Annotated in this window: 23 protein-coding genes and 1 other RNA gene; 17 read left to right on the top strand and 7 right to left on the bottom strand. The window is 41.1% G+C overall.

Annotation, left to right across the window (positions count from 1 at the left end; all coding sequences use genetic code 11):
- Nucleotides 1-277: 277 nt before the first annotated feature.
- On the top strand, nt 278-1528 hold the full coding sequence (gene serA, locus PSE83_RS19720) for a phosphoglycerate dehydrogenase (RefSeq protein WP_004261923.1): 1251 nt from the start codon (nt 278-280) through the stop codon (nt 1526-1528).
- A gap of 38 nt (nt 1529-1566) precedes the next feature.
- Here the strand turns inward: serA and PSE83_RS19715 are convergent, their stop codons facing one another.
- The 3 genes from PSE83_RS19715 to zapA all read right to left on the bottom strand — a co-directional run bounded on the left by PSE83_RS19715 (nt 1567) and on the right by zapA (nt 2903).
- The gene (locus PSE83_RS19715) at nt 1567-2160 is read right to left on the bottom strand and encodes a 5-formyltetrahydrofolate cyclo-ligase (protein ID WP_004261918.1); all 594 of its coding nucleotides are present in this window, start codon (nt 2158-2160) and stop codon (nt 1567-1569) included.
- 120 nt (nt 2161-2280) lie between these two features.
- Nucleotides 2281-2462, bottom strand: a non-coding RNA gene (ssrS, locus tag PSE83_RS19710) — 6S RNA.
- Nucleotides 2463-2573: 111 nt separating this feature from the next.
- Nucleotides 2574-2903, bottom strand: a complete 330-nt coding sequence (zapA, locus tag PSE83_RS19705) for a cell division protein ZapA (RefSeq protein WP_004913067.1) — start codon at nt 2901-2903, stop codon at nt 2574-2576.
- A gap of 139 nt (nt 2904-3042) precedes the next feature.
- On the opposite strand from zapA, the gene PSE83_RS19700 reads away from it, so the two are divergent.
- The 7 genes from PSE83_RS19700 (at nt 3043) to gcvP (ending at nt 12846) form a co-directional block, all read left to right on the top strand.
- Complete coding sequence (locus PSE83_RS19700; RefSeq protein ID WP_094962992.1) at nt 3043-3627, top strand: YecA/YgfB family protein; 585 nt, start codon at nt 3043-3045, stop codon at nt 3625-3627.
- Nucleotides 3628-3826: 199 nt separating this feature from the next.
- Nucleotides 3827-5149: a Xaa-Pro aminopeptidase gene (gene pepP, locus PSE83_RS19695; RefSeq protein WP_272661043.1), complete on the top strand. Its 1323-nt coding sequence runs from the start codon at nt 3827-3829 to the stop codon at nt 5147-5149.
- A gap of 34 nt (nt 5150-5183) precedes the next feature.
- The gene (gene ubiH, locus PSE83_RS19690) at nt 5184-6362 is read left to right on the top strand and encodes a 2-octaprenyl-6-methoxyphenyl hydroxylase (RefSeq protein WP_272661042.1); all 1179 of its coding nucleotides are present in this window, start codon (nt 5184-5186) and stop codon (nt 6360-6362) included.
- A 26-nt stretch (nt 6363-6388) separates the two neighbouring features.
- Nucleotides 6389-7618 carry an FAD-dependent 2-octaprenylphenol hydroxylase gene (gene ubiI / locus PSE83_RS19685; RefSeq protein ID WP_272661041.1) on the top strand — a complete coding sequence of 410 codons (1230 nt, stop codon included), beginning with the start codon at nt 6389-6391 and terminating at the stop codon, nt 7616-7618.
- 523 nt (nt 7619-8141) lie between these two features.
- A complete protein-coding gene (gene gcvT / locus PSE83_RS19680) occupies nt 8142-9236 on the top strand; it encodes a glycine cleavage system aminomethyltransferase GcvT (RefSeq protein WP_096863171.1) in 1095 nt (364 codons plus the stop codon).
- A gap of 45 nt (nt 9237-9281) precedes the next feature.
- Nucleotides 9282-9674 (top strand): glycine cleavage system protein GcvH, encoded by a 393-nt coding sequence (gene gcvH, locus PSE83_RS19675; RefSeq protein WP_036958523.1) that lies wholly within the window; start codon nt 9282-9284, stop codon nt 9672-9674.
- Between the two features lie 295 nt (nt 9675-9969).
- On the top strand, nt 9970-12846 hold the full coding sequence (gcvP, locus tag PSE83_RS19670) for an aminomethyl-transferring glycine dehydrogenase (protein ID WP_272661040.1): 2877 nt from the start codon (nt 9970-9972) through the stop codon (nt 12844-12846).
- 101 nt (nt 12847-12947) lie between these two features.
- Here gcvP and PSE83_RS19665 read toward each other — a convergent pair whose 3' ends face one another.
- The 3 genes from PSE83_RS19665 to ygfZ form a co-directional block, all read right to left on the bottom strand.
- Nucleotides 12948-13844, bottom strand: coding sequence for a YncE family protein (locus tag PSE83_RS19665; protein WP_036958457.1), 897 nt, complete (start codon nt 13842-13844; stop codon nt 12948-12950).
- Nucleotides 13845-14088: 244 nt separating this feature from the next.
- Nucleotides 14089-14709, bottom strand: a complete 621-nt coding sequence (locus PSE83_RS19660; protein ID WP_004261871.1) for an HD domain-containing protein — start codon at nt 14707-14709, stop codon at nt 14089-14091.
- 11 nt (nt 14710-14720) lie between these two features.
- A complete protein-coding gene (gene ygfZ, locus PSE83_RS19655) occupies nt 14721-15704 on the bottom strand; it encodes a tRNA-modifying protein YgfZ (protein ID WP_004261867.1) in 984 nt (327 codons plus the stop codon).
- A 247-nt stretch (nt 15705-15951) separates the two neighbouring features.
- On the opposite strand from ygfZ, the gene sdhE reads away from it, so the two are divergent.
- Together sdhE and PSE83_RS19645 are read left to right on the top strand one after the other, a co-directional pair.
- Nucleotides 15952-16218 carry an FAD assembly factor SdhE gene (gene sdhE / locus PSE83_RS19650; protein ID WP_004261864.1) on the top strand — a complete coding sequence of 89 codons (267 nt, stop codon included), beginning with the start codon at nt 15952-15954 and terminating at the stop codon, nt 16216-16218.
- On the top strand, nt 16199-16609 hold the full coding sequence (locus PSE83_RS19645) for a protein YgfX (protein ID WP_036958456.1): 411 nt from the start codon (nt 16199-16201) through the stop codon (nt 16607-16609). The genes sdhE and PSE83_RS19645 overlap by 20 nt, the downstream gene beginning before the upstream one ends.
- A 99-nt stretch (nt 16610-16708) precedes the next feature.
- On the opposite strand, the gene fldB is transcribed toward PSE83_RS19645, so the two are convergent.
- Nucleotides 16709-17227, bottom strand: coding sequence for a flavodoxin FldB (gene fldB / locus PSE83_RS19640; RefSeq protein WP_004261816.1), 519 nt, complete (start codon nt 17225-17227; stop codon nt 16709-16711).
- Between the two features lie 117 nt (nt 17228-17344).
- On the opposite strand from fldB, the gene xerD reads away from it, so the two are divergent.
- The 7 genes from xerD to PSE83_RS19605 all read left to right on the top strand — a co-directional run.
- Nucleotides 17345-18247 carry a site-specific tyrosine recombinase XerD gene (gene xerD, locus PSE83_RS19635; protein ID WP_164564953.1) on the top strand — a complete coding sequence of 301 codons (903 nt, stop codon included), beginning with the start codon at nt 17345-17347 and terminating at the stop codon, nt 18245-18247.
- 21 nt (nt 18248-18268) lie between these two features.
- Nucleotides 18269-18973 (top strand): bifunctional protein-disulfide isomerase/oxidoreductase DsbC, encoded by a 705-nt coding sequence (gene dsbC / locus PSE83_RS19630; RefSeq protein ID WP_096863312.1) that lies wholly within the window; start codon nt 18269-18271, stop codon nt 18971-18973.
- A 9-nt stretch (nt 18974-18982) separates the two neighbouring features.
- Nucleotides 18983-20716 (top strand): single-stranded-DNA-specific exonuclease RecJ, encoded by a 1734-nt coding sequence (gene recJ / locus PSE83_RS19625; protein ID WP_272661039.1) that lies wholly within the window; start codon nt 18983-18985, stop codon nt 20714-20716.
- Nucleotides 20717-20844: 128 nt separating this feature from the next.
- Nucleotides 20845-21946, top strand: a protein-coding gene (gene prfB, locus PSE83_RS19620; protein ID WP_096863166.1) for a peptide chain release factor 2 whose coding sequence is annotated in 2 segments (ribosomal slippage) — nt 20845-20922 and nt 20924-21946 — 1101 coding nt in all. Because the reading frame shifts where the segments join, the coding sequence is not laid out codon by codon here.
- Nucleotides 21947-21953: 7 nt separating this feature from the next.
- Complete coding sequence (gene lysS / locus PSE83_RS19615) at nt 21954-23471, top strand: lysine--tRNA ligase (RefSeq protein WP_004261800.1); 1518 nt, start codon at nt 21954-21956, stop codon at nt 23469-23471.
- An 846-nt stretch (nt 23472-24317) separates the two neighbouring features.
- Nucleotides 24318-24872 (top strand): hypothetical protein, encoded by a 555-nt coding sequence (locus PSE83_RS19610; RefSeq protein ID WP_004261796.1) that lies wholly within the window; start codon nt 24318-24320, stop codon nt 24870-24872.
- Nucleotides 24873-24892: 20 nt separating this feature from the next.
- Nucleotides 24893-26333: hypothetical protein (locus tag PSE83_RS19605; RefSeq protein ID WP_272661038.1), on the top strand; the 1441-nt coding region annotated here is incomplete at its 3' end.

The following is a 26333-nucleotide window of genomic DNA, read 5'->3' as shown; positions in this document are numbered from 1 at the left end:
CTATTTTGGTGATATATCTCACACAAATAGGCATTGTGCAGGAAAAATCCTTATTTTGTGTTATCACCCCTGATTTTCTACCATTTAACTTCTTTTTCTTCGCGCTTTTTAGCATCCATTAAGCAAACGGTTGTATTGCTACTGCGCTATTTTTTGCTATGTTGGTATACGCTTCATAGCTCAAGGTAGATGGATGTCATCTCTCTTGAGCTATGTTAGGCAAACACATATGTTCATCTGTTATAACTCTTAAGTACGTTCACGATAGGGTAGGGAAATGGTTAAGGTATCTTTGCAAAAAGACAAAATTAAATTTTTACTGCTAGAAGGTGTGCACCAAAGTGCGGTTGATAACTTAAAAGCTGCGGGCTACACCAATATTGAATATCACAAAAGTGCGTTATCCGACGAAGAATTAAAAGAAGCGATTAAAGATGCACGTTTTGTAGGTATCCGTTCCCGTACTCATCTTACTGAAGAAATTTTTGCAGCAGCAGAAAAACTTGTTGCAGTGGGTTGCTTTTGTATCGGCACCAACCAAGTTGATTTAGATGCTGCGGCAAAACGTGGTATCCCTGTATTTAACGCACCATTTTCGAATACACGTTCCGTTGCAGAAATGGTATTAGGCCAATTATTACTTTTACTGCGTCGTATTCCTGAAGCGAATATGCAAGCCCACCGTGGTATTTGGGAAAAACAAGCGAAAGGCTGTTTTGAAGCACGCGGTAAGCGTCTTGGTATTGTTGGATATGGCCACATTGGTACTCAGTTAGGGATCTTAGCTGAGGGTATCGGTATGAATGTTTTCTTCTATGATATTGAAAACAAACTACCATTAGGTAATGCAACTCAAGTTCGTTCTTTAACTGAACTTCTGAATATGAGCGATGTGGTTAGCTTACATGTCCCTGAGACCCCAAGTACGAAGAATATGTTTGCTAAAGAACAATTCGACCGTATGAAGCCTGGTTCTATTTTCATTAACGCATCACGTGGAACAGTTGTGGATATTCCTTCACTGGCAGCCGCGTTGGAAAGCAAGCATTTATCAGGTGCTGCGGTGGACGTATTCCCAAGTGAGCCAGCTGCAAATAATGACCCTAATGACCCATTTATCTCTGAATTAATTAAGTTCGATAATGTGATTTTAACGCCGCACATTGGGGGCTCTACAGAAGAAGCTCAAGAAAATATTGGGTTAGAAGTGGCTAGTAAGTTGGCGAAATACTCAGATAATGGTTCAACACTATCTGCGGTTAACTTCCCTGAAGTTTCCCTGCCTGTCCATACTGAAGATACCAACCGTTTCTTGCATATTCATGAAAACCGTCCAGGTATTTTGAACAGCATCAACCAAGTATTTACTGAAAATAACATTAACGTTGTTGGCCAGTATTTACGTACATCAGGCAACGTAGGTTATGTGGTTATTGATGTATTAATGCAAACGCCAAACCAAACAGATGAAGCACTCCAGAAATTAAAAGATTTGCCTGGAACCATTCGTGCGCGTTTACTGTTCTAAGTTACGCTAAAAATTGTGTGAAATGATGGCGCGGGTATTTATGACCAGCGCCATACTTTTTGCGGCGTAATAATTTCGGGTAAAGGAACATCCCAGTGTGCGATGGGGAGTTTTTCTACTTGCTGGCAATTATGGGCAAGGCCAATTGGATAAAAACCGGTTTTTTGCCAATTTGCTAGAGTCCTATCATAGAACCCACCTCCCATACCTAACCGTTGCCCTTGAGTATCAAATGCCACTAATGGGATAAGCATGATATCCAGTTTCTCAAGTGGTAGCACATCTCTAACATCAAGCGGTGGTTCATCAATATTAAATCGGTTTTTAACGAGTTGGCTATCGGGGCGATAGTGAAGAAATAATAAATGGTGACGACTAAAAGGATGTAAAACAGGGAGATAGACTTGTTTGCCTTCAGCCCAGAGCGCCTGAATAAGCGGTTTAGTATCAATTTCGCCATCAAAAGAAAGAAACAAAGCAATCGTGTTGGCTTGTGCTATTTTCGGGTGGTTTAATGCATTATGCATGAGTTGTTCCGCAGCGTCATATTGCTGCTGAGCGCTTAATTGACGACGTGCTTGGCGGATTGTTTGACGTACCTGCTGGCGTTGGGTCGAGAGGGAGTCTTGCATGTGATAACCTGTTATATATGCGATAAAAAACAGTTAACCAAGAAAGTAAATTACTTAAAGTATATCGCAAGATGAAAGGTTATGTAGAAAACAAATGAAAAATAAGCAGGAACTTAATTGAGGGTCTCCAAGATGCCGTTGTAGGCTGTAACCCTTGAACCCTTGGTTCAAGGTGAACGCAGTTTAGCAACCTTTAGGCTTCCTGAGCGAATCAGGCATGCTCACCAGCGCCATAACCACATTCTATTTAGTTGAAATATCGGCTCAGGGGACTCGCCCACTCACGCGCATCTCAGAGAAATTTGGTTTGAGAACTTATCGTTACTCAGTGATTTCATTGTACGAAACTAGATTTAAAATGCAACCTTAATTTTGTATATTTTTTTCTACTAGTGTCTGATTAATAAGCAGATTTACTCTAAGGGCAATACCTGCCTCTCAGTAATTTTCACCTGATCGTGCAACGCTTGTTCGATTGTGTGCTGCAACATTTTTATTTTCTCTTCCATATTATAAGCATAATCACGCGTTTTTGTCTTTTCTTGTGCTAATTCGTGACAGACGTTCAATGCTACGATAAAAATAAGTTGTTCCATATTGGTCACACCGCTTCTATCTTTCAGATTTTGCAAGCGTTGTTCTAATTCTTTAGCCGACTCAAGAAGGGCTTCTTTTTGTTCTGATGGGCAGTTAACTCGCATTGAACGCCCGAAAATCTGGATGTCGACAGGTTGTGCGGACATGATACCTCCATACTGAATAATACTCGCCATAAATACATCATATTTGGCGCAATTAATAGATAAGACAAAAGCATACTGGTCTAGCGGCTATCCTTGATGGTAGCATATCACGAATCATAAGCTAACATGACGAATTCAGATGTCTATACAAAAATCTTTACCAAACTATGAATCACTGGACAAACTACTGCAACAGCACTCAATCGCACTTACTGCCGCGGAGATCCATGGTCTAATAACCGGGTTGATCTGTGGTGGGGGACGTGACCAAAGCTGGCAAACGTTAGTCCATGACCTTGCTAACGATGGTTTAGCTTTTCCACAAACCGTTTCACAGCCACTGCGAGAACTTTTTGATACCACGTTTGAAGCACTTGATGATAGCGAGTTTGCATTTACTATGCTATTTCCTGACGAAGACGCTTCTGTTTTTGACCATGCTGATGCGCTAGCTGGCTGGGTAAATCACTTTTTATTAGGTGTTGGTGTTACACAACCGAAACTGGCTGATAAAAAAGAGATAAGCGAGGTTATCACAGATTTACGCAATATTGGTATGCTTGGTTATGATGAAGACGAAGACCAAGAAGAACTCGAGCAAGCGTTAGAAGAAGTAGTGGAGTATGTCAGGGTGGCGGTGCAATTATGTTACATTGCATTGATTGAGCCAACTAAAGGCCAAGGCCCAACCGCAGTGGAAAATGATAAGCCAGTTCTTCATTAGTTTCTTTTAACGTGTAACGTGAGTTTTCAAAGCCACTTAACTTTATCGGACGATATTATATTATTGATAAAATTAAGTGCTTGAAAACGGGGTGTATCCAGTTTTAAGTCATTTCGCCAGTGTATGTTGCTATGTGATTGGTTAAACACAAGCAATATATTCAGCAATCTAATTATTCTGATAATAAGGCAAAAACGGTATGAATAAACAGGAATTTATTTCTCGTCGCAATGCATTATTGGCTCAAATGCAACCAGGCAGTGCAGCAATTATTTTCTCAGCGCCTCCTGCGCAGCGTAATGCGGATTGCGAATACCCGTACCGTCAACACAGTGATTTCCTTTATTTGACGGGGTTTAGCGAACCTGAAGCCGTATTAGTGTTGATTAAGAGCGATGAAAAACATAGCCATTCTGTTCTTTTTAACCGTGTTCGTGATTTAACTGCTGAAATTTGGTTTGGTCGCCGCCTTGGCCAAGACGCCGCACCTGAAAAGTTAGGTATCGACAAAGCGTTACCTTTCAATGAAATAGAAGAACAACTTTATCAATTACTGAACGGCCTCGATGTGGTTTATCATGCACAGGGGGAGTTTGCCTATGCCGATAAATTGGTATTTGATGCCTTAGATATTTTACGTAAAGGCAGCCGTCGTCACTTACGAGCGCCACAAACATTGGTAGATTGGCGGCCGATTGTCCATGAAATGCGCTTATTTAAGTCAGAAGAAGAAATTAATACTCTGCGTATGGCTGGGCGAATTTCTGCTCTCGCACACGTTAGAGCCATGGAAACTTGCCGACCTAATATGTATGAATACCAACTTTGTGGTGAGTTAGAACACGAATTTACTCGCCATGGTGCACGTTTCCCTTCGTACAACTCCATTGTGGGTAGTGGTGAAAATGCCTGTATTTTGCATTACACCGAAAATGAGAGCCTAATGAAGGATGGCGAATTAGTCTTGATTGATGCGGGGGCAGAATTTGAAGGCTATGCAGGGGATATCACGCGTACTTTCCCAGTAAATGGTAAATTTAGCCAAGCGCAACGTGAAATTTACGATATCGTCCTTAAAGCGTTAAATACCGCGTTAGAGCTATACCGCCCGGGAACCAGTATTCATGAGGTGACTCGTGAAATTGTTCGTATCAAAACAGAAGGTCTTGTCGCACTTGGAATTTTACAAGGCGATGTGGATCAATTGATCGAAAACAAAGCATATCAGCCATTCTTTATGCATGGTTTAAGTCATTGGTTAGGGTTAGATGTACATGATGTAGGTTTTTATGGCACAGACCGCGACCGTACACTTGAAGTGGGGATGGTATTAACTGTTGAGCCTGGTTTATATATTGCTCCAGATGCCAATGTGCCACCACAATATCGCGGTATTGGTGTACGTATCGAAGATGATATTGTTATCACCGAAAACGGAAATGAAAACTTAACAGATTTAGTCGTGAAAGACCCTGATGAAATTGAAGCCCTAATGGCGGCAGCAACGCACAATTTAGGGTAGCTGTCAGTCATCATAGAAAGGTAATAAACAACGCATGAATGTGATCATCGTGGGGGGCGGTATGGCGGGTGCAACATTAGCACTGGCGATATCATCCCTTAGCCAAGGAAAATTATCGGTTTCATTAATCGAGGCAGCTTTGCCTGATGGCAAACATCCGGGGTTCGACGCACGTGCGATTGCGCTAGCCCACGGTACTTGTCAGTCGTTAGCAAAAATAGGCATTTGGCCTGCTTTAGCGGATTGTGTGACCCCCATTAATCATGTTCATGTGTCTGATAGGGGCCATGCTGGTTTTGTGAATATCGTAGCCGATGATTATCATATCGATGCTCTAGGCAATGTTATTGAACTGCACGAAGCTGGCGCCCGCCTATTTTCATTGTTACGTAAAGCCCCCGGTGTAACCCTTTATTGCCCTGCAAAAGTAGAAAATGTTTATCGTGAACAAGAGATTGTGACGGTCACCTTGGATAATGGAGATAAGGTGACAGGGGAATTACTGATTGCTGCGGATGGCAGCCATTCCGCGATTGGTAAAGCCTGCCATATGCAATGGCAACAGGACGATTATGGGCAAGTGGCTATTATCGCGAATGTGAAAACCGCCATAGACCCACAAGGCCAAGCCTTTGAACGCTTTACGGAATTTGGCCCATTAGCCTTGTTGCCAATGTCACAAGGCCGTAGTTCATTGGTTTGGTGCCATCAGCAAGAACAAGCTGACACAATTAGGTCTTGGGATGATGAGACATTCAAGGATAAATTACAGCAAGCATTCGGCTGGCGGCTAGGCGAAATCGTCATGGCCGGTAAGCGTCATTGTTATCCATTGGTATTACGTAAGGCGCTTAACCCTGTTAGTCATCGAGTCGTGTTAGTGGGGAACGCTGCTCAGACCCTGCATCCTATTGCGGGGCAAGGCTTTAATTTAGGTATCCGTGATGTGATGCAACTGGCTCACATTGTGGTAGATGCAAACGCGAAAGGGCAAGACATTGGCCGTTATTCATTACTCAGCCAATACCAGCAAGCCAGAGCGTTAGATAGAGACAAAACGGTTACGATAACCGACGGTTTGGTTCGTTTATTTGCGAATCGCTGTTTACCGCTTATTGTCGGGCGTAACTTAGGTTTAATGGCAATGGAAATGTTACCGCCAGCTCGTGATGTTTTGGCTCGCCAAACATTGGGTTGGGTTGCACACCAATAACCACGAAATAAAGAGGAATAAAAAATATGCAATCATTTGATGTGGTTATCGCCGGTGGTGGTATGGTTGGGTTGGCACTCGCTTGTGGGCTTGAAGGGAGCGGGCTCCGTGTTGCGGTAATTGAGACTCATCCACCCAAGGTACCATTTAGTGTAGCAGAGCCGCATGCATTAAGGGTATCTGCTATTAATGCGGCAAGTGAAAAGTTACTGACCCACTTAGGTGTATGGTCAACTATTAAAGGAATGCGAGCTTCTGCATATAATGGCATGGAAGTTTGGGATAACGATAGCTTTGGGCGTATTTCTTTTACCGCTCAAGAACGTAACCTGACGCATTTAGGGCATATTGTTGAGAATAATGTTGTACGTGATGCACTATGGCAAAAGGCGTCTCAGCTTCGCGATGTGACATTATTAGCCCCCGCAACAATTAAAAAAGTGGTGTGGGGTGAAAATGATGTTTTCATTACGTTAGATGATGAAAACATGTTAACGGCACGGTTGATTGTGGGGGCTGATGGGGCAAACTCGTGGTTGCGTAGCCATGCTGATATCCCATTAACCTTTTGGGATTATGAACATACCGCGTTAGTTGCTACGATCCGAACCGAAAAACCTCACGAAGGCGTTGCTCGACAAGCTTTTGATGGTGAAGGTATTTTAGCGTTTTTACCATTAAGTGACCCACATCTTTGTTCAATTGTGTGGTCTCAACCTGCCACTGAGGCAGCTAGGCGTCAATCTTTAGAACCTGCTAATTTTAATAAAGAACTGGCGGTTGCATTTGATGTTCGTCTGGGTCTTTGCCAAGTGGAAAGTGAGAGATTAACCATTCCTCTCACAGGGCGTTATGCAAGGCAATTTGCAGCTCAACGCTTAGCTCTGTTGGGGGATGCGGCACATACCATCCATCCATTAGCGGGCCAAGGGGTTAACCTTGGGTTTATGGATGTGGCTATGTTGATTGGTGAAATTAAACGTTTGCACCGCGAAGGTAAAGACTTTGGTCAATATTTATACTTGCGTGATTACGAGCGCAGCCGTAAGCACAGTGCAGCGTTGATGCTAGCTGGTATGCAAGGTTTCCGTGAATTGTTTGATGGCAATAACCCTGCGAAGAAATTACTTCGTGATATCGGGCTGGTTTTAGCGGACAGCTTACCGGGTGTTAAACCGCAATTATTGAACCATGCGATGGGGCTGTTTGATATGCCGAAGTGGCTGGAACAGTTACAAGTCGAAGACACTCTCTAAATCCCTTTCTGCAAAGGCACAATCTTATAAATTGTGTCTTTTTCTTTTTTAATTTCAATATACAAAGTGTCATCACTGGTTTCTGTATACGAAATAACCCTGCCGATCTTGTTTTAGTATGAATAGCAGACTTTTCTCTTTTTATCATGACTGAAAAAAACTAATTACATTCATTTTTCGCATTAGTTTTATTTATATTGGTGTGATGAGTTTTATTGGCGAAGCTATCATTTAAATTCTTTAATTGATGATATTTTGAGCTCCTAGACGCTAAATGTAAGGGTTTTGAGTGATCATTCTCAATTATTTAACAAAAAGCACTGGCAAAATCAGAGCGCAATCAGTAATACAGATGGATGGTCGCCCTATTTTTTTTTATAGAATAGAACTGCAAACAGTGGTAGGTTTTTTAAAAGTTATCGTTTGCGTCGGGTTAAAATTATCTCGCGACTTTGTTGCAGATGGATAATTTTCACTGCGCAATCACCCTGTCATATTAATTAATAATGTAAAGAGGGTATTCATGGTAAAGCAAACAACGCTATATGATGAACATATAGCCTGCGGTGCAAAAATGGTCGATTTTCATGGTTGGATGATGCCGTTGCATTATGGTTCGCAGATCAATGAACATAATTTTGTCAGAACCGAAGCAGGGATGTTTGATGTTTCCCATATGACTATTGTCGATTTACACGGGGAAGGCTGTCGCGATTTTCTCCGTTATCTTCTCGCCAACGATATCAATAAACTTACAGAGCAAGGTAAAGCCTTATATACAGGCATGCTGAATGCTTCAGGTGGTGTTATTGATGACCTGATTGTGTATTACCTCGCTGATGACTTTTATCGTCTCGTCGTCAACTCAGCAACACGCGATAAAGACCTCGCTTGGATTGAACAACATGCTAAAGGTTATGCCGTTGAAATTCGTGTTCGCGATGACTTAGCGTTATTAGCTGTCCAAGGGCCGCAAGCACCAGAAAAGGTTCATTCATTACTGAGTTCGGAACAAAATAGCGCCATTGAAGGAATGAAACCATTTTATGGTATTCAAACTGGAGATTTGTTCATCGCAACCACGGGCTATACCGGCGAAAAAGGTTATGAAATTGCTATGCCTAAAGAGCAGGTCGTTGAATTTTGGCATAAACTGCTTAAGGCAGGGGTACACCCAGCGGGCTTAGGGGCGCGGGATACTTTGCGACTTGAAGCCGGTATGAACCTATATGGGCAAGATATGGATGAAACGATTTCACCATTAGCCGCGAATATGGGATGGACGATCTCTTGGAAACCAGAAGATCGCCAATTTATTGGCCGTGAAGCATTGGAAAAATTACGCGAACAAGGTACTGAAAAACTTGTCGGTATTGTGATGCGTGAAAAAGGTATACTGCGTGCAGGGCAAGTTGTTCGCTTTACTGATGAACTGGGGAAACTACAAGAAGGGGTAATAACCAGTGGCTCTTTCTCGCCAACCCTTGGCTTCAGTATTGCGTTAGCGCGTGTCCCGAACGGAATTCAAGACAAAGCAATTGTTGAAATCAGACAAAGAGAAATGCCAGTTGAAGTTGTTAAACCGGGCTTTGTCCGTGAAGGTAACTGCTTAGTGTAATTTGGGCGAATCTGATTAATAAATTTAAAAATTGAGAGGCTAATGATGAGCAATACACCTAAAGAATTAATGTACACCCGTGAACATGAGTGGCTGCGCGATGAAGGTAATGGTGAATTTACAGTTGGTATCACCGAACATGCGCAAGAAACGTTGGGTGACATGGTGTTTGTTGATTTACCCGAAGTGGGGACGGCGGTAAGTGCAGGTGATGACGTTGCAGTCGTCGAATCAGTTAAAGCAGCATCTGATATTTACGCACCACTGAGTGGCGAAATTGTGGCGGTTAATAGTGAGTTGAATGACGCGCCAGAACTCGTAAATGAACAGCCGTATCAAGAAGGTTGGATTTTCCGCATTAAAGCATCGGATACCGCAGAGCTGGCGGATTTGATTGATGCGGCGGGGTATACTTCTATGATTGAAGCCGAAGAATAGTTTATTCGTCATATTTTGTGTTGTGGCGGTGTTGGCTTCGCTCTCTCGCCCTAGTCACATACTTATGTATGCTCCTAGGGTCTCATTTGTTTGCCGCCTAGCCACAACGCAAACTATTTAGAATAAACACTTTTTAGTGATAGCCATAAGATGAGCTATTTAGAGGATTGATAAAATCTAATTAGTTAGAAACAAGAAACAACCGCAATATCATTGATTTTAAGCGTTATCTCGCAAGTTCCGTAATAACCGCCCTACAACTTATGCATAGCAGACAAAGGATGGGAACACAGATATGTCGATGTCACTGAGTCAATTAGAAAATCGTTCAGAATTCATTTCGCGCCACATTGGTTCATCAGAACAACAATTAAAAACCATGTTAGACACCGTGGGTGCAACGTCATTAGATGCCTTGATGGGCAAAATTGTCCCCAAAGCCATTTTGCTTGCAGAGCCGCCAAGAGTGGGGGGGGGAGCAACTGAACAAGAAGCTTTAGCGGAATTAAAAGCAATAGCGTCACTCAATAAACGCTACAAAAGTTATATTGGTATGGGCTATGCCCCTGCTGTGCTTCCGCCAGTTATTTTGCGTAATTTATTAGAAAACCCGGGTTGGTATACCGCTTATACGCCATATCAACCGGAGGTGTCACAAGGCCGTTTAGAATCATTACTGAATTTTCAACAGTTAACTATCGACCTTACGGGGTTAGACCTCGCTTCTGCATCGTTATTGGACGAAGCCACCGCTGCGGCAGAAGCTATGGCGATGGCAAAACGGATCAGCAAACTGAAAGATGTAGATCGTTTCTTTGTGGCGGATGATGTTCATCCGCAAACTCTGGATGTTGTTCGCACACGTGCGGGGACTTTTGGTTTTGAAGTGATTGTGGATAGCGCAGAGAAAGCACTGGAACACGAAGGTATTTTTGGTGTGTTACTTCAACAGGTTGGCACGACAGGTAATGTCCATGACTACAGTTCGCTATTTGCCCAATTAAAAGAGCGTAAAATTGTCAGTTGCGTTGCAGCAGATATGATGGCGCTAGTATTGCTCACTGCACCGGGTAAGCAAGGGGCGGATATTGTCTTCGGTTCAGCACAGCGTTTTGGCGTCCCGATGGGGTATGGTGGGCCACATGCGGCCTTCTTTGCTTGTCGTGACGAATTTAAACGGGCAATGCCTGGACGTATTATCGGTGTGTCACGGGATGCAGCAGGTAATACCGCACTGCGTATGGCGATGCAAACCCGTGAACAACATATTCGCCGTGAAAAAGCGAACTCGAATATTTGTACATCCCAAGTGCTGTTAGCCAATATCGCAGCCATGTATGCGGTTTATCATGGGCCAAAAGGGCTGAAAATAATTGCAGAGCGTATTCATCGCTTCAGCACTATTTTTGCCAAGGCATTAGCAGACGCAGGTTTTACATCACGCCATAAAACTTGGTTTGATACGTTATGTATTGAAGTCGCTGACAAAACAGCGGTGCTAGCGCGTGCTGAAAAAGCCAAAGTGAATTTACGTACTGATATTCGTGGTGCAGTTGGCGTGACTTTTAGTGAAATCACGACTCGCCAAGATTTAAATGAATTGTTTGCGGTGATCACAGGTGTTGAAGCTAAGTTAGATTTTGAAAAACTAGACCAATCTGTTTCAGCGACAGAGCAAGCGATCCCAAGCTCTATGTTACGTGATGATGAAATTTTAGCTCATCCAAATTTTCATCGTTACCATAGTGAAACCGAAATGATGCGCTATATGCATAGTTTAGAGCGCAAAGATTTAGCCTTAAACCAAGCTATGATCCCTCTGGGTTCTTGTACGATGAAGCTTAATGCGGCTGCGGAAATGATCCCAATTACTTGGCCTGAATTTGGCGAGCTACACCCATTCTGCCCACCTGAGCAGGCTCAAGGTTATCACCAAATGATAGAGCAACTTTCCCATTGGTTAGTGCAATTGACCGGTTATGATGCTGTTTGTATGCAACCTAACTCAGGGGCTCAAGGTGAATATGCCGGTTTATTGGCTATTCGTCGCTATCATGAGAGTCGCAATGAAGGGGAGCGAAATATTTGTTTGATCCCGGCTTCTGCTCACGGTACCAATCCTGCCTCTGCGCATATGGCAGGTATGGAAGTGGTGGTAGTGCGTTGTGATGATGAAGGTAATATCGATTTAACGGATTTACGTGAAAAAGCTCAGCAACATAGCGAAGCTCTTTCTTGTGTGATGGTAACTTACCCATCAACCCACGGGGTATATGAAGAAAGTATTCGTGAAGTGTGTGAAATTATTCACCAATATGGTGGGCAAGTATATCTTGATGGCGCAAATATGAATGCTCAAGTTGGTTTAACAACACCGGGCTTTATTGGTGCGGATGTTTCTCACCTGAATTTGCATAAAACATTCTGTATCCCTCACGGCGGTGGCGGCCCAGGTATGGGGCCTATCGGTGTGAAAAAACACTTGGCACCGTTCGTACCGGGGCATTCTGTGGTTGAGCAAGAAATGTTAACTGACCAAGGTGCGGTATCTGCAGCCCCATTTGGCAGTGCATCAATTTTGCCAATTAGCTGGATGTATATTCGGATGATGGGCTCTTATGGTCTACGTAAAGCTAGCCAAGTTGCTATTTTAAATGCGAATTATATTGCCAAGCGTCTTTCTGGCCGTTATGACATTTTATATACAGGGCAAGAAGGCTATGTTGCCCATGAATGTATTGTCGATTTACGCCCAATTAAAAGAGATACGGGTATCAGTGAGCTCTATATTGCTAAGCGCTTAATTGATTATGGTTTCCATGCGCCAACCATGTCTTTCCCTGTAGCAGGGACATTAATGATTGAACCGACAGAGTCTGAAAGCATAACTGAAATTGATCGGTTCATTGACGCCATGTTAGCGATACGCGATGAAATTGACCAAGTTGTGAAAGGGCAGTGGACACTAGAAGATAACCCTCTCGTGAATTCGCCTCATGTGCAAACGGAGCTAGCCGGGGAGTGGCCTCATAGTTATAGCCGTGAACTCGCAGCATTCCCAACAGCACAAACGAAAGCGAATAAATACTGGCCAGCAGTAAAACGGCTTGATGATGTGTATGGGGATCGTCATTTACACTGCTCATGTGTGCCGATTGAAGATTATATGTAGGAATATATCGCACACTTCTATTATATAATGTGAATTAAATACTCTTTAGGCTTGATTTCGGTGAGTTACTGAATTCAAGCCTTTATTTATTTAGGATTTATTTAACCTAAATATTGTGAGATACCCGTATAATTTTTACCTTGGTGTAGCTTTTCCACAGCACCTGTTTCTATAATGACTCGGTAAACCCCTCCATTAAGGTCAGCCACATACATCAGTTGTGCAGGCTTATCATATGTGAGTCCAATAGCCTCTTTAAAACCACGGCTTATCACCTTGTAGTGGCTTAATCCATCAGCAGAAATATTGGCACAATTTAAGCTATTACCATCGGGCTCAGCGCCTCTATCTGTCCAATATAAAATATGGTTTTCTTCATCAAGCAATAAATCAATAGGTTCGGGGAGGTCTTGAAGGAGCAATTGAATATCAGTTCGTTGATTGGCCGATTGTTGGATTTTAGGCGTTAATGGCACCCTAAAAATACGACCTAAATTACCTTTAGGGGTCCCTTTCTGAGTCCAGTAAATCCAATTATTTGTGACATCAACAGTAATGCCAACACATTGGTCTAATATATCTACTTTATTGTGTTTATCTCGGGGTCTTGCTACATGGACGAATAAATCAGAACCATCAATATTACATGATGAAACCATACCTCCTTCACGATCACACCAATATAATCGTTGATTTACTAAATCAAGATGCAATTGTTTTGGCGTTCTTATCTTTCCGTTGCCCAATAGTATTTTTCTGCCAGTACCATCAAAATTCATCACATTAATGGAGCCATCGTCAGCCTCATAATCTTCACCCATATTACTCCAATAAATTAATCGGTTAGCAGGGTCAACGGCAATACCATCAGGGGTTCCACCGAGTCCTTCGATAATTGGGATTGTTTGGTGTGTTGATTTATTGAATTGAATTATAGCGGGTGAATGGACATCTAGAAGTAAAAGGTAAGGATTTGAATATTCATTGAATTTTTCCATTTTAAACCTCTTTGGCAAATGTTCAATGATAAAGATAGGAGCGATATTAATAATTGGCAAGTTATTAATATTGGTATTTCTATATAAGTCGAGATTAATAATTATTAAAAAATATAAAGTGGTTTATTATTTAAATCAAAATAATGAATTAGAGAAAAGTATATCTTGCTGTGGGTAATACACATTAGATTAGATGAGTGTAACACGTTAAATAAAGCGGCTTTGTAGCCGCTTCTGACATAAATTACAGTAACCAGCCTTTTTGCTGAGCGAGCTCCAATTGTAATTTAAGTTGTTGATAAAATTCAGGTAGGATCTGCTGAATATAATCACATTTACTGAGGACTTGTTCCAGACGAATGTGGTTTTCGACCCAACTTTGGCCTTGATTATGCAGGTTCATCAGCATCGGCATCGCTCGGTCAATGGCATTCGCATACACAGATTCCGGGGTTTCTAATGCATCATATTCATTCCACAGAGCTAATAGCGTTTCATTTTGCGGGCTAGGCAGTAAGTTAAAAATACGCTTAGCCGCTTTAACTTCTTCTTCATGAATAGCATCACGAGCGGCATTATCAAATACCAATACATCGCCTGCATCAATTTCAACAATGTCATGAACAAGGGCAAGTTTTATCGCATGTTCGATATTAATGCCTTGAACATAAGGTGCAAAACTCATTGCTGCAACGGCAAATTGCCAACTGTGTTCTGCTGTGTTTTCTTGGCGTTCACGGTTCAATAACTTATTTTTACGATAAACACTTTTGAGTTTATCTAATTCCATCAAAAATTGGACGACTTCGGTAAAAGCCCCAAAATTAACCACCTCTACGGGCTTGTTACCTAATGCAGATGACATAAAAACTCCAATTAATTCTCTTCTAATGAATAAGGTAATGGTGCGATAGTTAGATGACTTTGCTCATCCCCCATAACACGGAAAACGCTATCCGCTTCCATATCGTTATTCATAATGACTTGCACATAGATTTCGCCGCTACCTAAGCGAATAGCAGCTAAAACAGTTCCTGTACGGCGCCATTTATCACCAAGCTGCCATTCCACACCTTCACCAACGACAGGAATAGTGGTACCTGTACCTTTTAAGGTGTACATCGCACGTTTATTTGCACCACGGAATTTTGCACGGGCAACCATTTCTTGACCGGTATAACAGCCTTTTTTAAAGCTAATACCATCAGGTAGGGCTTGTAAGTTGGTTGCTTGAGGTAAATGTTGGGCACTATTTTGTTGATCGATAATCGCAAAACCGGCTTCGATATCAAGGGCTAACCATTGTTCATCGTTGACCTGAATAGCACCTAAGGTTTGGGCCATTTTTTGTGCCGTTTCTTCGTTCGTGATCACTAAAAAACGCTCTGTGGGTAATGCAAAATGTAATATTGTGGAGGCGTCGTCTGTAACCACTTGGTTTTGAGCGTCAGGTAATGCAGTAAATAATGTTGCCAGTGCTTCTCTAGCGCCTTTACCCGCGACTCCGACTAATTTCAGTTCTGGTTTTTTTTCAAAGGTGACTTTCGAAAAAACAGCATATTTTTTCAGTTCGGCGAGTTGTGAGTCGGCAACGCTGGTTCTTAATAAATATGAGTAGCCATCTAAATGATGGAATAAGCGGAGGTCGCTCCACATCTTACCTTTAGGATCACAATGTGCTGTTAATGCATGTGATTGCTTGAGTGTGGCGATATCTGCGGTTACTTGGCCTTGCAGGTATTTTTCTGCATCGGCGCCGTGGAGGTGAATAAGTTCCCAGTTTTCCAGTGAAATCAAAACGAGTGGTAAAGACTGAGATCCGAGAGGGAATTGCTGTGTACTATCAATTTGGTTAGTCATGATTTCACCTGTTGTTCTTTGATAGATAAAGGTGCCTAATGGTAAAATAGCTAGATAACATTGCAAGTAGTTATTATGATGAAGCTGTATTATCTAATAGTTTTTTATCATCTGTTTGTAGAAAAACGGTATTTTACTACTAAAATTACAACAATGTAGTCTATAACATGTTTTCTTAGCGGATAATCTGTTAGAGTATGGAAAATAATCAATCTAATCAGTTAACTGCAAAAAAGGCCGTAGTAGAATGGATATTGAGAATAAAGCGCGAATTCATTGGGCATGCCGCCGTGGTATGCGTGAATTAGATATTTCAATCATGCCGTTTTTTGAGTATGAATATGATGACCTAACAACTCACGATAAGCAGGTATTTGTCCGTTTATTAGAATGTGCGGACCCTGATTTATTCAATTGGCTAATGAATCACGGTCGTCCAGATGATGACGAACTTTTTCGTATGATTAAACTGATTCAGGAAAAAAATAAAAATCGTGGTCCTGTGGAAATCTAATCTCTCCATTTCATGGAAAACCCAACTGTTCTCAACCTGTGTTCATGGGGTCATTGGGATGTTTTTACTATTGGCTCCATGGTCCCCTGGTAACTCAATGATATGGTTGCCGCTATTAGTGGTTGTCGTTGCGAGTTGGGCAAAGAGCCAGAAAAATATCAGTAAAATAAAAGGGGTTGCTGTACTGGTTAATGGCAATAAGGTTCAGTGGAAGAAAAATGAATGGAGAATACTGAAAGCACCTTGGCTTACCCGCTATGGTATATTACTGACACTAGAAGCGTTACAAGGTAAACCACAAAAGCTCCATTTGTGGGTTGCAAAAGACGCATTGTCGGAAGAGAATTGGCGTAATTTAAACCAATTATTGCTGCAATACCCTGATATTTAGGCTACCAAAATCATAGGTGATAAATCAAATTGGTAGCCTAGTGTAGGGTAGGTAACCCTCACTTTGGGGGTTCGATGAGCAAGTACATATAAACTTGCATCATAACAGCGCTTCAATTTCCTGAAAAATCTGCACACACCACTGCGCAATACGTTCATCGGTCTGTTCAAACTGGTGGACTTCATCTAATGCCAGCCCAACAAACATATCACCAGTTTCATTGAGTGGTTTAGGGCTATCAAAGGTATAGCCTTCAGTTGGCCAGAAACCGACAAATTTAGCGCCAGTTGGTTTTAGTTGATGATAGAGCATGCCAAGGGCATCAAGAAACCACTCGCCATAATCTATTTGGTCACCCAGTCCATACATCGCAATGATTTTATTTGCGAGGTTAAGATTGGGAAGCGCTTCCCAAATTTCAAGCCAATCTTCCTGTATTTCACCAAAATCCCACGTAGGTATTCCCAAAATAAGAACATCATACTGTTCCATTTCTGCTGGCGGTGTATCGTTAACGTTATGCAATGTGACTAAATCATCGCCGAGAATATCACGTATTTTTTCTGCAACCATTTCGGTATAACAGGTACTAGAACCGTAAAAAAGACCTATTTTCATATATATTATTACTATGTCCAGCTATGGTTTTCATCACAAGAGAGATATTGTAACAGAAGCAGCCACATTCAGGCATAATAGAATCGTGTGGTATTATCTAAAGGAAGCTTATCTGTCGTGGAAACAAAACAACTTAATCCATTAATTGAACAATTTCTTGATACAATTTGGCTTGAACAAGATCTAGCCGAAAATACATTGGCTTCTTATCGTAATGACCTTCAACTATTAGATAAATGGCTTGATGCGCATCAGTTGCATTTAGAAAGTGTTCAATCAATTGACTTACAATCTTTTTTTGCAGAACGTATTGATTGTGGATATAAAGCAACCAGTTCAGCACGTTTATTAAGTGCGATGCGTAGGTTATTTCAATATTTGTATCGGGAGAAAATCCGTCTGGATGACCCTTCTGCGGTGATTGCTGCCCCCAAAATTCCGCAGCGTTTACCCAAAGATTTAAGTGAAAAACAAGTTGAAGATTTATTGAATGCCCCTGCTACCGAAGATGCTTTAGAACTACGTGATAAGGCCATGTTGGAAGTGCTATATGCTTGTGGTTTGCGTGTTTCTGAATTAATCGGCTTAACTTTTTCAGATATTAGCTTGCGGCAGGGGGTTATTCGCGTTGTTGGTAAAGGCGATAAAGAAAGATTGATTCCCTTGGGGGAAGAGGCAATATATTGGCTAGAGAAATATATTGATGAAGGTCGCCCAGATTTATTAAATGGCAAAACTAGCGATATTCTATTCCCGAGTAAGCGTGGCACGAAAATGACTCGGCAAACGTTTTGGCATCGAATAAAATATTATGCAGTACTTGCACATATTGATAGCGAGCGACTCTCACCACATGTTCTTAGACACGCATTTGCAACCCATTTACTCAATCATGGGGCAGATTTACGCGTGGTACAAATGTTGTTAGGTCATAGTGATCTTTCAACCACCCAAATTTATACTCATGTTGCTACTGAACGGTTACGAGTATTGCATGAGCAGCATCATCCAAGGGGGTGATGCATGATTAAAGGACTATCTATGAAACGCAAATTGTTATTATTGGCTGCTGCATGTATTGCGACTGTGACTTCCACGGTCTATGGGGCAACAGAAGAAAAAGTTATCCGTGATACTTTGGAAAAATACAACATGGTTGTTGAGGTAATTAAACCTTCGCCAATCGTTGGGCTGAATGTTGTTGAAACCACAACAGGGGTTGTTTATATCACTGATGATGGCAAATATTTATTGCAAGGGCCAATTTATGATATGAGCGGTAAAAACCCAGTCAATATCAGTAATCAGCCATTAATGAAAAAAGTAGAAGCGCTCAAAGATGAAATGATTATCTTCAAAGCCCCTCAGGAAAAGCATGTTGTGACAGTTTTTACCGATATTAGCTGTGGTTATTGTAAAAAATTACATGAATCTGTTGGTGAATTAAACAGCCAAGGTGTTACGGTGCGTTATCTGGCTTATCCACGCCAAGGTGCAGATAGCGACGTAGGAAAGAAAATGGCATCTATTTGGTGCAATGGTCTACAACAAAAAGCATTAACTCAAGCGTTTAAAGGTGAAGAAGTTGCCATGATTGAAGATTGCAAAATTGACCTAAGTAAACATATGAGTGTGGGTAATTTATTCAAAGTGACGGGAACACCAGCAATCATCCTACCGGATGGGCAATTACTGCCTGGCTACATGAAACCGGATGCCCTTGTTCAATTACTCAACGAAAAATAGTTAATTATTGTGAATGTAGAAACACTCTTACAACAAAGACAGCAGCAAAGTTCTGCCGCTCAACTTCCTGGCTTGCCTGAGCTATTACAACGAATTTACCAGCATCGGGGCATCACGGATATCAATCAGTTAGAGCGCAAAGCAGCTAATTTATTGGATTATCGGACATTATCGGGTGTTGATAAGGCATTGCCCCTACTTTATCGTGCGTTAAATGAACATGAAGCTATTACTATTGTTGGGGATTTCGATGCGGATGGAGCAACCAGTACGGCATTAGCTATTAGAGCTCTAAAATCAATGGGATATAGAAATATCAATTATATCGTTCCGAACCGTTTTGAAAATGGTTATGGATTAACGCCATTGGTTGTCGAAGAAGCCCGTAAACGCGGAACGAATCTCATTATTACCGTTGATAATGGCATCTCATCCCATGAAGGGGTTGCAGTAGCTAATCAATATGGAATGAATGTAATTATTACCGATCACCATCTGCCGGGGGAAACTTTGCCTGCTGCGGATGCGATAATCAACCCGAACTTAAATGAATGTTGCTTTGCATCTAAATCATTAGCCGGGGTTGGTGTCACATTTTATTTAATGTCTGCCTTACGTGCATATCTACGTCAGCAAGGGTGGTTTGTGCAGCAAGGGCTAGCAGAACCTAATTTAGCCGAGTACCTTGATTTGGTTGCATTAGGAACTGTTGCAGACGTGGTTCCTCTTGATACAAATAACCGCATTTTAGTTCACCAAGGGCTAAATCGTGTTAGAGCTGGGCGCTGTTGCGCGGGTATTAAAGCCCTCATTGAGGTTTCCAAACGTGATTTACCAAGACTAGTGGCAAATGATTTTGGGTTTGCGCTTGGCCCTAGGCTAAATGCGGCAGGCAGATTAGATGATATGTCAGTGAGCATTGAATTATTACTGACAGACGATATGGCGTATGCAAGGGAACTGGCAAATGAGTTAGATGGGCTGAATCAAACTCGCCGTGAGATTGAAGCGGGTATGCAGCAAGAAGCGCTCGTGCTTTTTAATCAATTCGAATACGGTGAAAGCCAGTTACCAAATGGCTTAGCCATTTATCATCCTGAATGGCATCAGGGGGTTGTCGGTATACTCGCCTCAAGGATCAAAGAACAATATCATCGTCCTGTTATCGCTTTTGCTCCTGCGGGTGATGGTTTATTAAAAGGTTCTGGGCGTTCCATTCAGGGTGTCCATATGCGGGATGCATTAGAACGGTTAAATACATTACAACCCGGGATTATGCAAAAATTTGGTGGCCATGCAATGGCAGCAGGCTTAACTTTGCATGTTGAACAATTTGACGCTTTTAAACATCACTTTGAATTATTGATGGGTGAATTAGTTCAACCTGAGCAATTGGCTGGGATAATCTGGAGTGATGGCGAACTTTCACGCAATGAGTTTTGTTTAGAAACTGCTGAACTTATTCGAGAAAGTGGCCCATGGGGACAAGCATTTCCGGAACCTATATTTGATGGTGAATTCCAATTATTACAGCAAAGGCTTGTTGGTGAGCGCCATTTGAAACTTATGCTGGAACCCATAAATGGTGGGCCAATGTTAGATGCAATTATGTTTAATATTGATGTTCGTCGATGGCCAGATAACAGCATCAAAAAAGCGAAAATAGCCTTTAAATTAGATGTGAACGAATATCGTGGACAAAAAAACGTCCAGCTAATGATTGAGCATATTTGGCCTGATTAAGCCTATCATAAACGGCGGAATAACCAGCAAATAGCGTTTGATGGCGCTATAAACATGAGATAAATTCCGCTATACTAAGCGGTTTGTGAATAAAAAATTATTTTTGACTAACCATAAGATATTGAAAAATGACGTTTGAAATAAACCCAGTAAAAAATAAGATTCAGGACCTGTCTGAACGGACAGTGGTTCTGAGGGGGTATCTTTGACTATGATGCCAAGAAAGAACGCTTAGAAGAAGTCAATGCTGAGCTTGAACAGCCTGATGTGTGGAATGAACCCGAGAGGGCGCAAGCCCTTGGTAAAGAACGCTCATCTCTTGAAGCAATTGTTGAAACGATTGACCAGATGACGCAAGGCCTTGAAGATGTTGAGGGTTTATTAGAGCTTGCGGTTGAAGCTGATGACGAAGACACATTCAATGAAGCTGAAGCTGAACTAGAGCAATTAGAAGGCAAATTAGAGCAACTTGAATTTCGCCGTATGTTCTCTGGCGAATACGATAGTGCAGATTGCTACATTGATTTACAAGCGGGTTCTGGCGGTACTGAAGCTCAAGATTGGGCAAGTATGTTATTGCGTATGTACTTGCGTTGGGCTGAGTCAAAGGGCTTTAAAACCGAGATTATCGAAGAGTCTGATGGTGATGTTGCTGGGCTAAAATCGGCAACAGTCAAAATTATTGGTGACTATGCCTACGGATGGTTAAGAACGGAAACTGGTGTTCACCGTTTGGTGCGTAAGAGTCCGTTTGACTCAGGTGGGCGTCGCCATACTTCTTTTAGTTCTGCGTTTATTTATCCTGAAGTTGATGATGATATTGATATCGAAATCAATCCAGCGGATTTGCGTATTGATGTATACCGTGCATCTGGTGCGGGTGGTCAGCACGTAAACAAAACGGAATCAGCGGTACGTATCACGCATATTCCAACCAATATTGTGACGCAATGCCAGAATGACCGTTCGCAGCATAAAAATAAAGACCAAGCTATGCGCCAGTTAAAAGCGAAGCTATACGAACTGGAAATGCAAAAGAAAAATGCAGACAAGCAAGCGATGGAAGAGAACAAATCTGATATTGGCTGGGGAAGCCAGATTCGTTCTTATGTCCTTGATGATGCAAGAATTAAAGATTTACGTACTGGTGTGGAAACGCGTAACACGCAAGCCGTACTGGATGGTGATTTGGATAAATTCATTGAAGCTAGTTTAAAAGCTGGCCTGTGAGGAAAAAATGTCTCAGGAACAACAAGGTGTTGAACAAGCACCTGATTTGAATAACGAACTTAAAGCTCGTAAAGAAAAATTAGCGGCACTGCGTGAAAAGGGTATTCCATTTCCAAACGATTTTCGTCGTGAAGATATTTCCGATAAAATTCATGCGCAATATGATGATAAAACCTCAGAAGAGCTTGAAGACCTAAATATTGAAGTGTCGATTGCTGGCCGTATGATGACTCGTCGTATTATGGGTAAAGCTTCGTTTGCGACGTTACAGGACGTTGGTGGACGCATTCAAATTTATGTATCGCGTGATGATTTAGCGGAAGGCATCTATAACGAACAGTTTAAAAAATGGGACTTAGGCGATATTTTAGGTGCTAAAGGCCGTTTATTTAAAACCAAAACGGGTGAGTTAACTGTTCATTGTCATGAAGTTCGTTTATTAACCAAAGCGTTGCGTCCATTGCCTGACAAATTCCACGGTTTATCAGACCAAGAAACACGTTATCGTCAGCGTTACCTTGACTTAATTGCGAATGATGAATCTCGTCATACTTTTATTGTTCGTTCTAAGATCCTAGCTGAAGTACGTAACTTTATGGTTAGCTACGGTTTTATGGAAGTGGAAACACCAATGATGCAGGTTATCCCTGGTGGTGCTTCTGCACGTCCATTTGTGACTCACCATAATGCATTAGATATCGATATGTATTTGCGTATTGCGCCTGAATTGTACCTCAAGCGCTTAGTTGTGGGTGGTTTTGAACGTGTATTTGAAATCAACCGTAACTTCCGTAATGAGGGGTTATCCCCACGTCATAATCCAGAGTTCACAATGATGGAACTCTATATGGCTTATGCGGATTACCGTGACTTAATCGCATTGACGGAAGATTTGTTCCGTACACTGACACAAAAAGTGTTAGGCAATACTGTTGTTCAGTATGGGGAACAAGAGTTCGATTTCGGTAAGCCATTTACTAAAATGACGATGAAAGAAGCTATTTGCAAATATCGTCCAGAAACGAATGTTGCTGATTTGGATGATATGGATAAAGCGGTGGCGATAGCTCAGTCTATCGGTATTAAGATTGAAAAGAGCTGGGGCTTAGGCCGCGTACAGTGTGAAATCTTCGAAGAAGTTGCAGAAAGCCACTTGATTCAGCCAACATTTATTACTGAGTACCCAGCTGAAGTTTCACCGTTAGCGCGTCGTAATGATGACAACCCATTTATTACCGACCGTTTTGAATTCTTCATTGGTGGTCGTGAAATCGGTAACGGTTTCTCGGAATTAAATGACGCAGAAGATCAAGCTGAGCGTTTTGCTGAGCAAGTACGTCAAAAAGATGAAGGTGATGACGAAGCAATGTTCTATGATGAAGACTATGTCACCGCATTAGAACATGGTTTACCGCCAACAGCAGGTTTAGGCATCGGTATTGACCGTATGGTGATGTTATTCACTAACAGCCATACTATTCGCGATGTTATTTTATTCCCCGCTTTACGTCCTAGCAAAGCTTAAATACCATTATGCCCGGTTAATTCCGGGCATATATTTACATTTATAAGCAATCAATATTACTCTCCTCATGTTTTATTCAAATGCTTCATTTTAGGTTAAAGATAAAACACCATTTACTAGACGTTAAATGAGTAACATGGAATAAAATCACTGAATAGTGTTTTTTGAGTGATTACGGCTATGTGAACGCTATATTTTTATTAAAAATAAATTTGAGTTACGAATCGTATCAATTTAATATAAGTAATTCCGACAGATAACTGCTATGCTTTATTACGTAGTTGGAAATTATGTAGCTGAAATGCCGATAAATTCGCTTTTTTATAACTGGCTGATTTTGCTTGTAATTTTTAATTGCTGTTAGTTTTTGGAATTGAATTAAGCAGGTTACCCATATTTTGAATGATGGCGGTTATTGCCATGTCACAGGTTTAAAGTGTGTCAGCAGCTTGATAAATGAAAAGTAGGTGTGTTTATTGTTAGCCATCATTTTATTTGTTAACAATTGTTACAGGGACAGAACTAAAATGAGAATTTACTTGAAAGGTATCTAATTGTTAGCAAGGTTTATTGAGCAACCTAATCGTTATCTGACATAAAATAATAAAAAATTCCGGTAAAGGTGTTAATTTGTCTCTTTATAAGGACTGCTAGCGGAAATTAGCTCATAAATTTAATAGAAATGTAGCAATAAAATAATTTTAAAACTAAAGTTAAGTTAATCTAAATTTATGAGATGACTCTATTTCTACATTCGGGCTTATAGAAAATAGCTAATTTTTAGCTTACACTAAGTTTTTTGGACATCATTATAATAGCGAAGAAAAGTGCTGGTAAGGTAACCATATGTTTTTAAAAAATAAATTTCATGTTGCATTTTTGCTTATAGCAGGTACAGCTCTTCTTTCAGGTTGTACATTTGGTTCAGACACATACAATACAGCAACACCTAATACCCCAAGTAAACAAACAGTCGATACAAGTACCGCTCAGCCGGTAACACAATCGACTGTTGATACCAATCCAGGTCAGGTTGATAACTCTTATCCTGAATCTCAAAAAGTTTTAAACAGCGCAATTAACCGTACACCAGTTGCTTCTACAACTTATGGTGAAGCGGGGGCTGACCAGCAAACATTTGCTCATTTGAATACGTGTGTTAAAGAATTAAACGCGCTCAAAACACTATCACCAAAAGATTACAATCGCTTAGTAGGTTCATTTAAAGAAGTTAGCGAAATCAACCGTCTATATCGACAAGTTGAAGGGACTGCTAGCCCTGACACAATTGAACTATTACAAATGGCAATAGAGTCTAAAACTAAAGTGTTGTGTGCAAAAGTTCGTTATAACTCAGTATTGTCTACCGAATCAACATTGAAGAAAATTAGTGGATTATGAGAATAAACCTTAGGCTTTGTGTGTCACTGGCACTTGTTACGACTTTTTTTAGTCATGCTCCAAAAGCAGAGCGCTTTAACAATGTAATTGATGATTTTGATACCTACCTTCAAATGGAAAAAGAAGGCAAAGTACAAGAGCAAAAACAACAATTGCCAGTTAATACACAAAACCAAGGTTATGATATCTTTTCTTCGCTATCTACCGTTCCTGCGCCAAAAGAGAAGCAAAAATCTGCGGCAGCGAATAAAGGAACTAAAGGCAAAACTACAGGGAAAAGTAAATCTGCTGCTACATCAACGAAGAAAGCAGATGTAGCGAAAGCAGACCCTGTAGAGCCAGAAAAAACGACTTTTCCTGAAGTGTGTGCGGTGGCGACAGAAAATGGCGTAGCGCCTATTTTATTGTCGTCTTACCCTTATTTTTTTCAAAGCAACCAATGGGATCCAGCTTATCTAGCAAAAGATTTTGCAAAGTATCAATTGGTTCTTGACCCACTCGGCTTATATTCATCTAAATTTGCTAAGCCAACAGGTATTAATACCTCTGCTTATCTTGAGCAACTGGCGCAATTAATTGAACGCCAGCAATTAACACATCTATATAAGTTTGGTATTGCTCAAGGAGTAGGCCAGCTTATTGCCTATAATCATTTACTCAATGATGACCAACTCGTTTCTGAACTTATCAATCATAATAAGAGTATTGCGCAATTAACGCAGACAATTACCGAGAAACAATTTGAGATTGATAAACTAAACGATGAAGTTCTGAAGAGTAAAGAGCATATAGCCCAGCTACAGGCGGTTGTAAATTCATCAGATGATCAGTCTTTAATTGACACATTAAAGGCTAAATTGGCGGATGCACAAAAAACAATTGAGCAAAAGCAAAATAGTCTTGAGCAATTAAGTCAAGAAAATCAGCAAACCCAAGAAACGATTGCCCAGCTTGAGAAACAATTAAATGAAAGTGTTGTTGAACAAGCTCAACTTAAACAGCAATTAGCAGATAAAGAACAACAATTTGCTACCGCAAATTTGAAAATTGAGCAATTAACCGCTGATATTGCAAAATTGGAGTCAGAGGCTAAAAATCAACTGCAACTTGTTGGTAATACTGATGAACAAATGAAGTCAGTGACAGCTCAACTTTTACAGCAAAAAGAGTTGTTAAAACAGAAAGAAAATGAATTAGCTACGGCTAAAAGTGAAAAAGATGATGTCCAATCTTCTTTGGTCGCTCAGCAAGAAAAAAGTAAATCATTAGAGTCACAAAACCAGCAACTACAAGCCCAGTTAGTCGAAAAAGAACAATTAGCGAAAAGCATTCAAACTTCTCTGGCGGAAAAAACTGAACAAGCTGAGCAAAAAGTTGCATTAGAAAATGCCTTAAAAGTTGCTCAAGAACAGCTGAATTCATATCAAAGTACGCAAAATACGTTAGAAAAACAGTTAGCTC

It is taken from the genome of Providencia sp. PROV150, assembly GCF_028481025.1.
GTDB lineage: Bacteria > Pseudomonadota > Gammaproteobacteria > Enterobacterales > Enterobacteriaceae > Providencia > Providencia hangzhouensis.
This window is presented reverse-complemented; position numbering and strand designations above follow the sequence as displayed.

Excerpts from the sequence above, each read along its gene's own strand:
- gcvT (WP_096863171.1), top strand. The coding sequence starts at position 8,142 with ATGGTAAAGCAAACAACGCTATATGATGAACATATAGCCTGCGGTGCA.
- dsbC (WP_096863312.1), top strand. The coding sequence starts at position 18,269 with ATGAAACGCAAATTGTTATTATTGGCTGCTGCATGTATTGCGACTGTG.
- serA (WP_004261923.1), top strand. The coding sequence starts at position 278 with ATGGTTAAGGTATCTTTGCAAAAAGACAAAATTAAATTTTTACTGCTA.
- lysS (WP_004261800.1), top strand. The coding sequence starts at position 21,954 with ATGTCTCAGGAACAACAAGGTGTTGAACAAGCACCTGATTTGAATAAC.
- ubiH (WP_272661042.1), top strand. The coding sequence starts at position 5,184 with ATGAATGTGATCATCGTGGGGGGCGGTATGGCGGGTGCAACATTAGCA.
- gcvH (WP_036958523.1), top strand. The coding sequence starts at position 9,282 with ATGAGCAATACACCTAAAGAATTAATGTACACCCGTGAACATGAGTGG.
- zapA (WP_004913067.1), bottom strand. The coding sequence starts at position 2,903 with ATGTCCGCACAACCTGTCGACATCCAGATTTTCGGGCGTTCAATGCGA.
- fldB (WP_004261816.1), bottom strand. The coding sequence starts at position 17,227 with ATGAAAATAGGTCTTTTTTACGGTTCTAGTACCTGTTATACCGAAATG.
- sdhE (WP_004261864.1), top strand. The coding sequence starts at position 15,952 with ATGGATATTGAGAATAAAGCGCGAATTCATTGGGCATGCCGCCGTGGT.
- ubiI (WP_272661041.1), top strand. The coding sequence starts at position 6,389 with ATGCAATCATTTGATGTGGTTATCGCCGGTGGTGGTATGGTTGGGTTG.
- PSE83_RS19715 (WP_004261918.1), bottom strand. The coding sequence starts at position 2,160 with ATGCAAGACTCCCTCTCGACCCAACGCCAGCAGGTACGTCAAACAATC.
- PSE83_RS19700 (WP_094962992.1), top strand. The coding sequence starts at position 3,043 with ATGTCTATACAAAAATCTTTACCAAACTATGAATCACTGGACAAACTA.
- ygfZ (WP_004261867.1), bottom strand. The coding sequence starts at position 15,704 with ATGACTAACCAAATTGATAGTACACAGCAATTCCCTCTCGGATCTCAG.
- PSE83_RS19660 (WP_004261871.1), bottom strand. The coding sequence starts at position 14,709 with ATGTCATCTGCATTAGGTAACAAGCCCGTAGAGGTGGTTAATTTTGGG.
- PSE83_RS19665 (WP_036958457.1), bottom strand. The coding sequence starts at position 13,844 with ATGGAAAAATTCAATGAATATTCAAATCCTTACCTTTTACTTCTAGAT.
- gcvP (WP_272661040.1), top strand. The coding sequence starts at position 9,970 with ATGTCGATGTCACTGAGTCAATTAGAAAATCGTTCAGAATTCATTTCG.
- PSE83_RS19610 (WP_004261796.1), top strand. The coding sequence starts at position 24,318 with ATGTTTTTAAAAAATAAATTTCATGTTGCATTTTTGCTTATAGCAGGT.
- pepP (WP_272661043.1), top strand. The coding sequence starts at position 3,827 with ATGAATAAACAGGAATTTATTTCTCGTCGCAATGCATTATTGGCTCAA.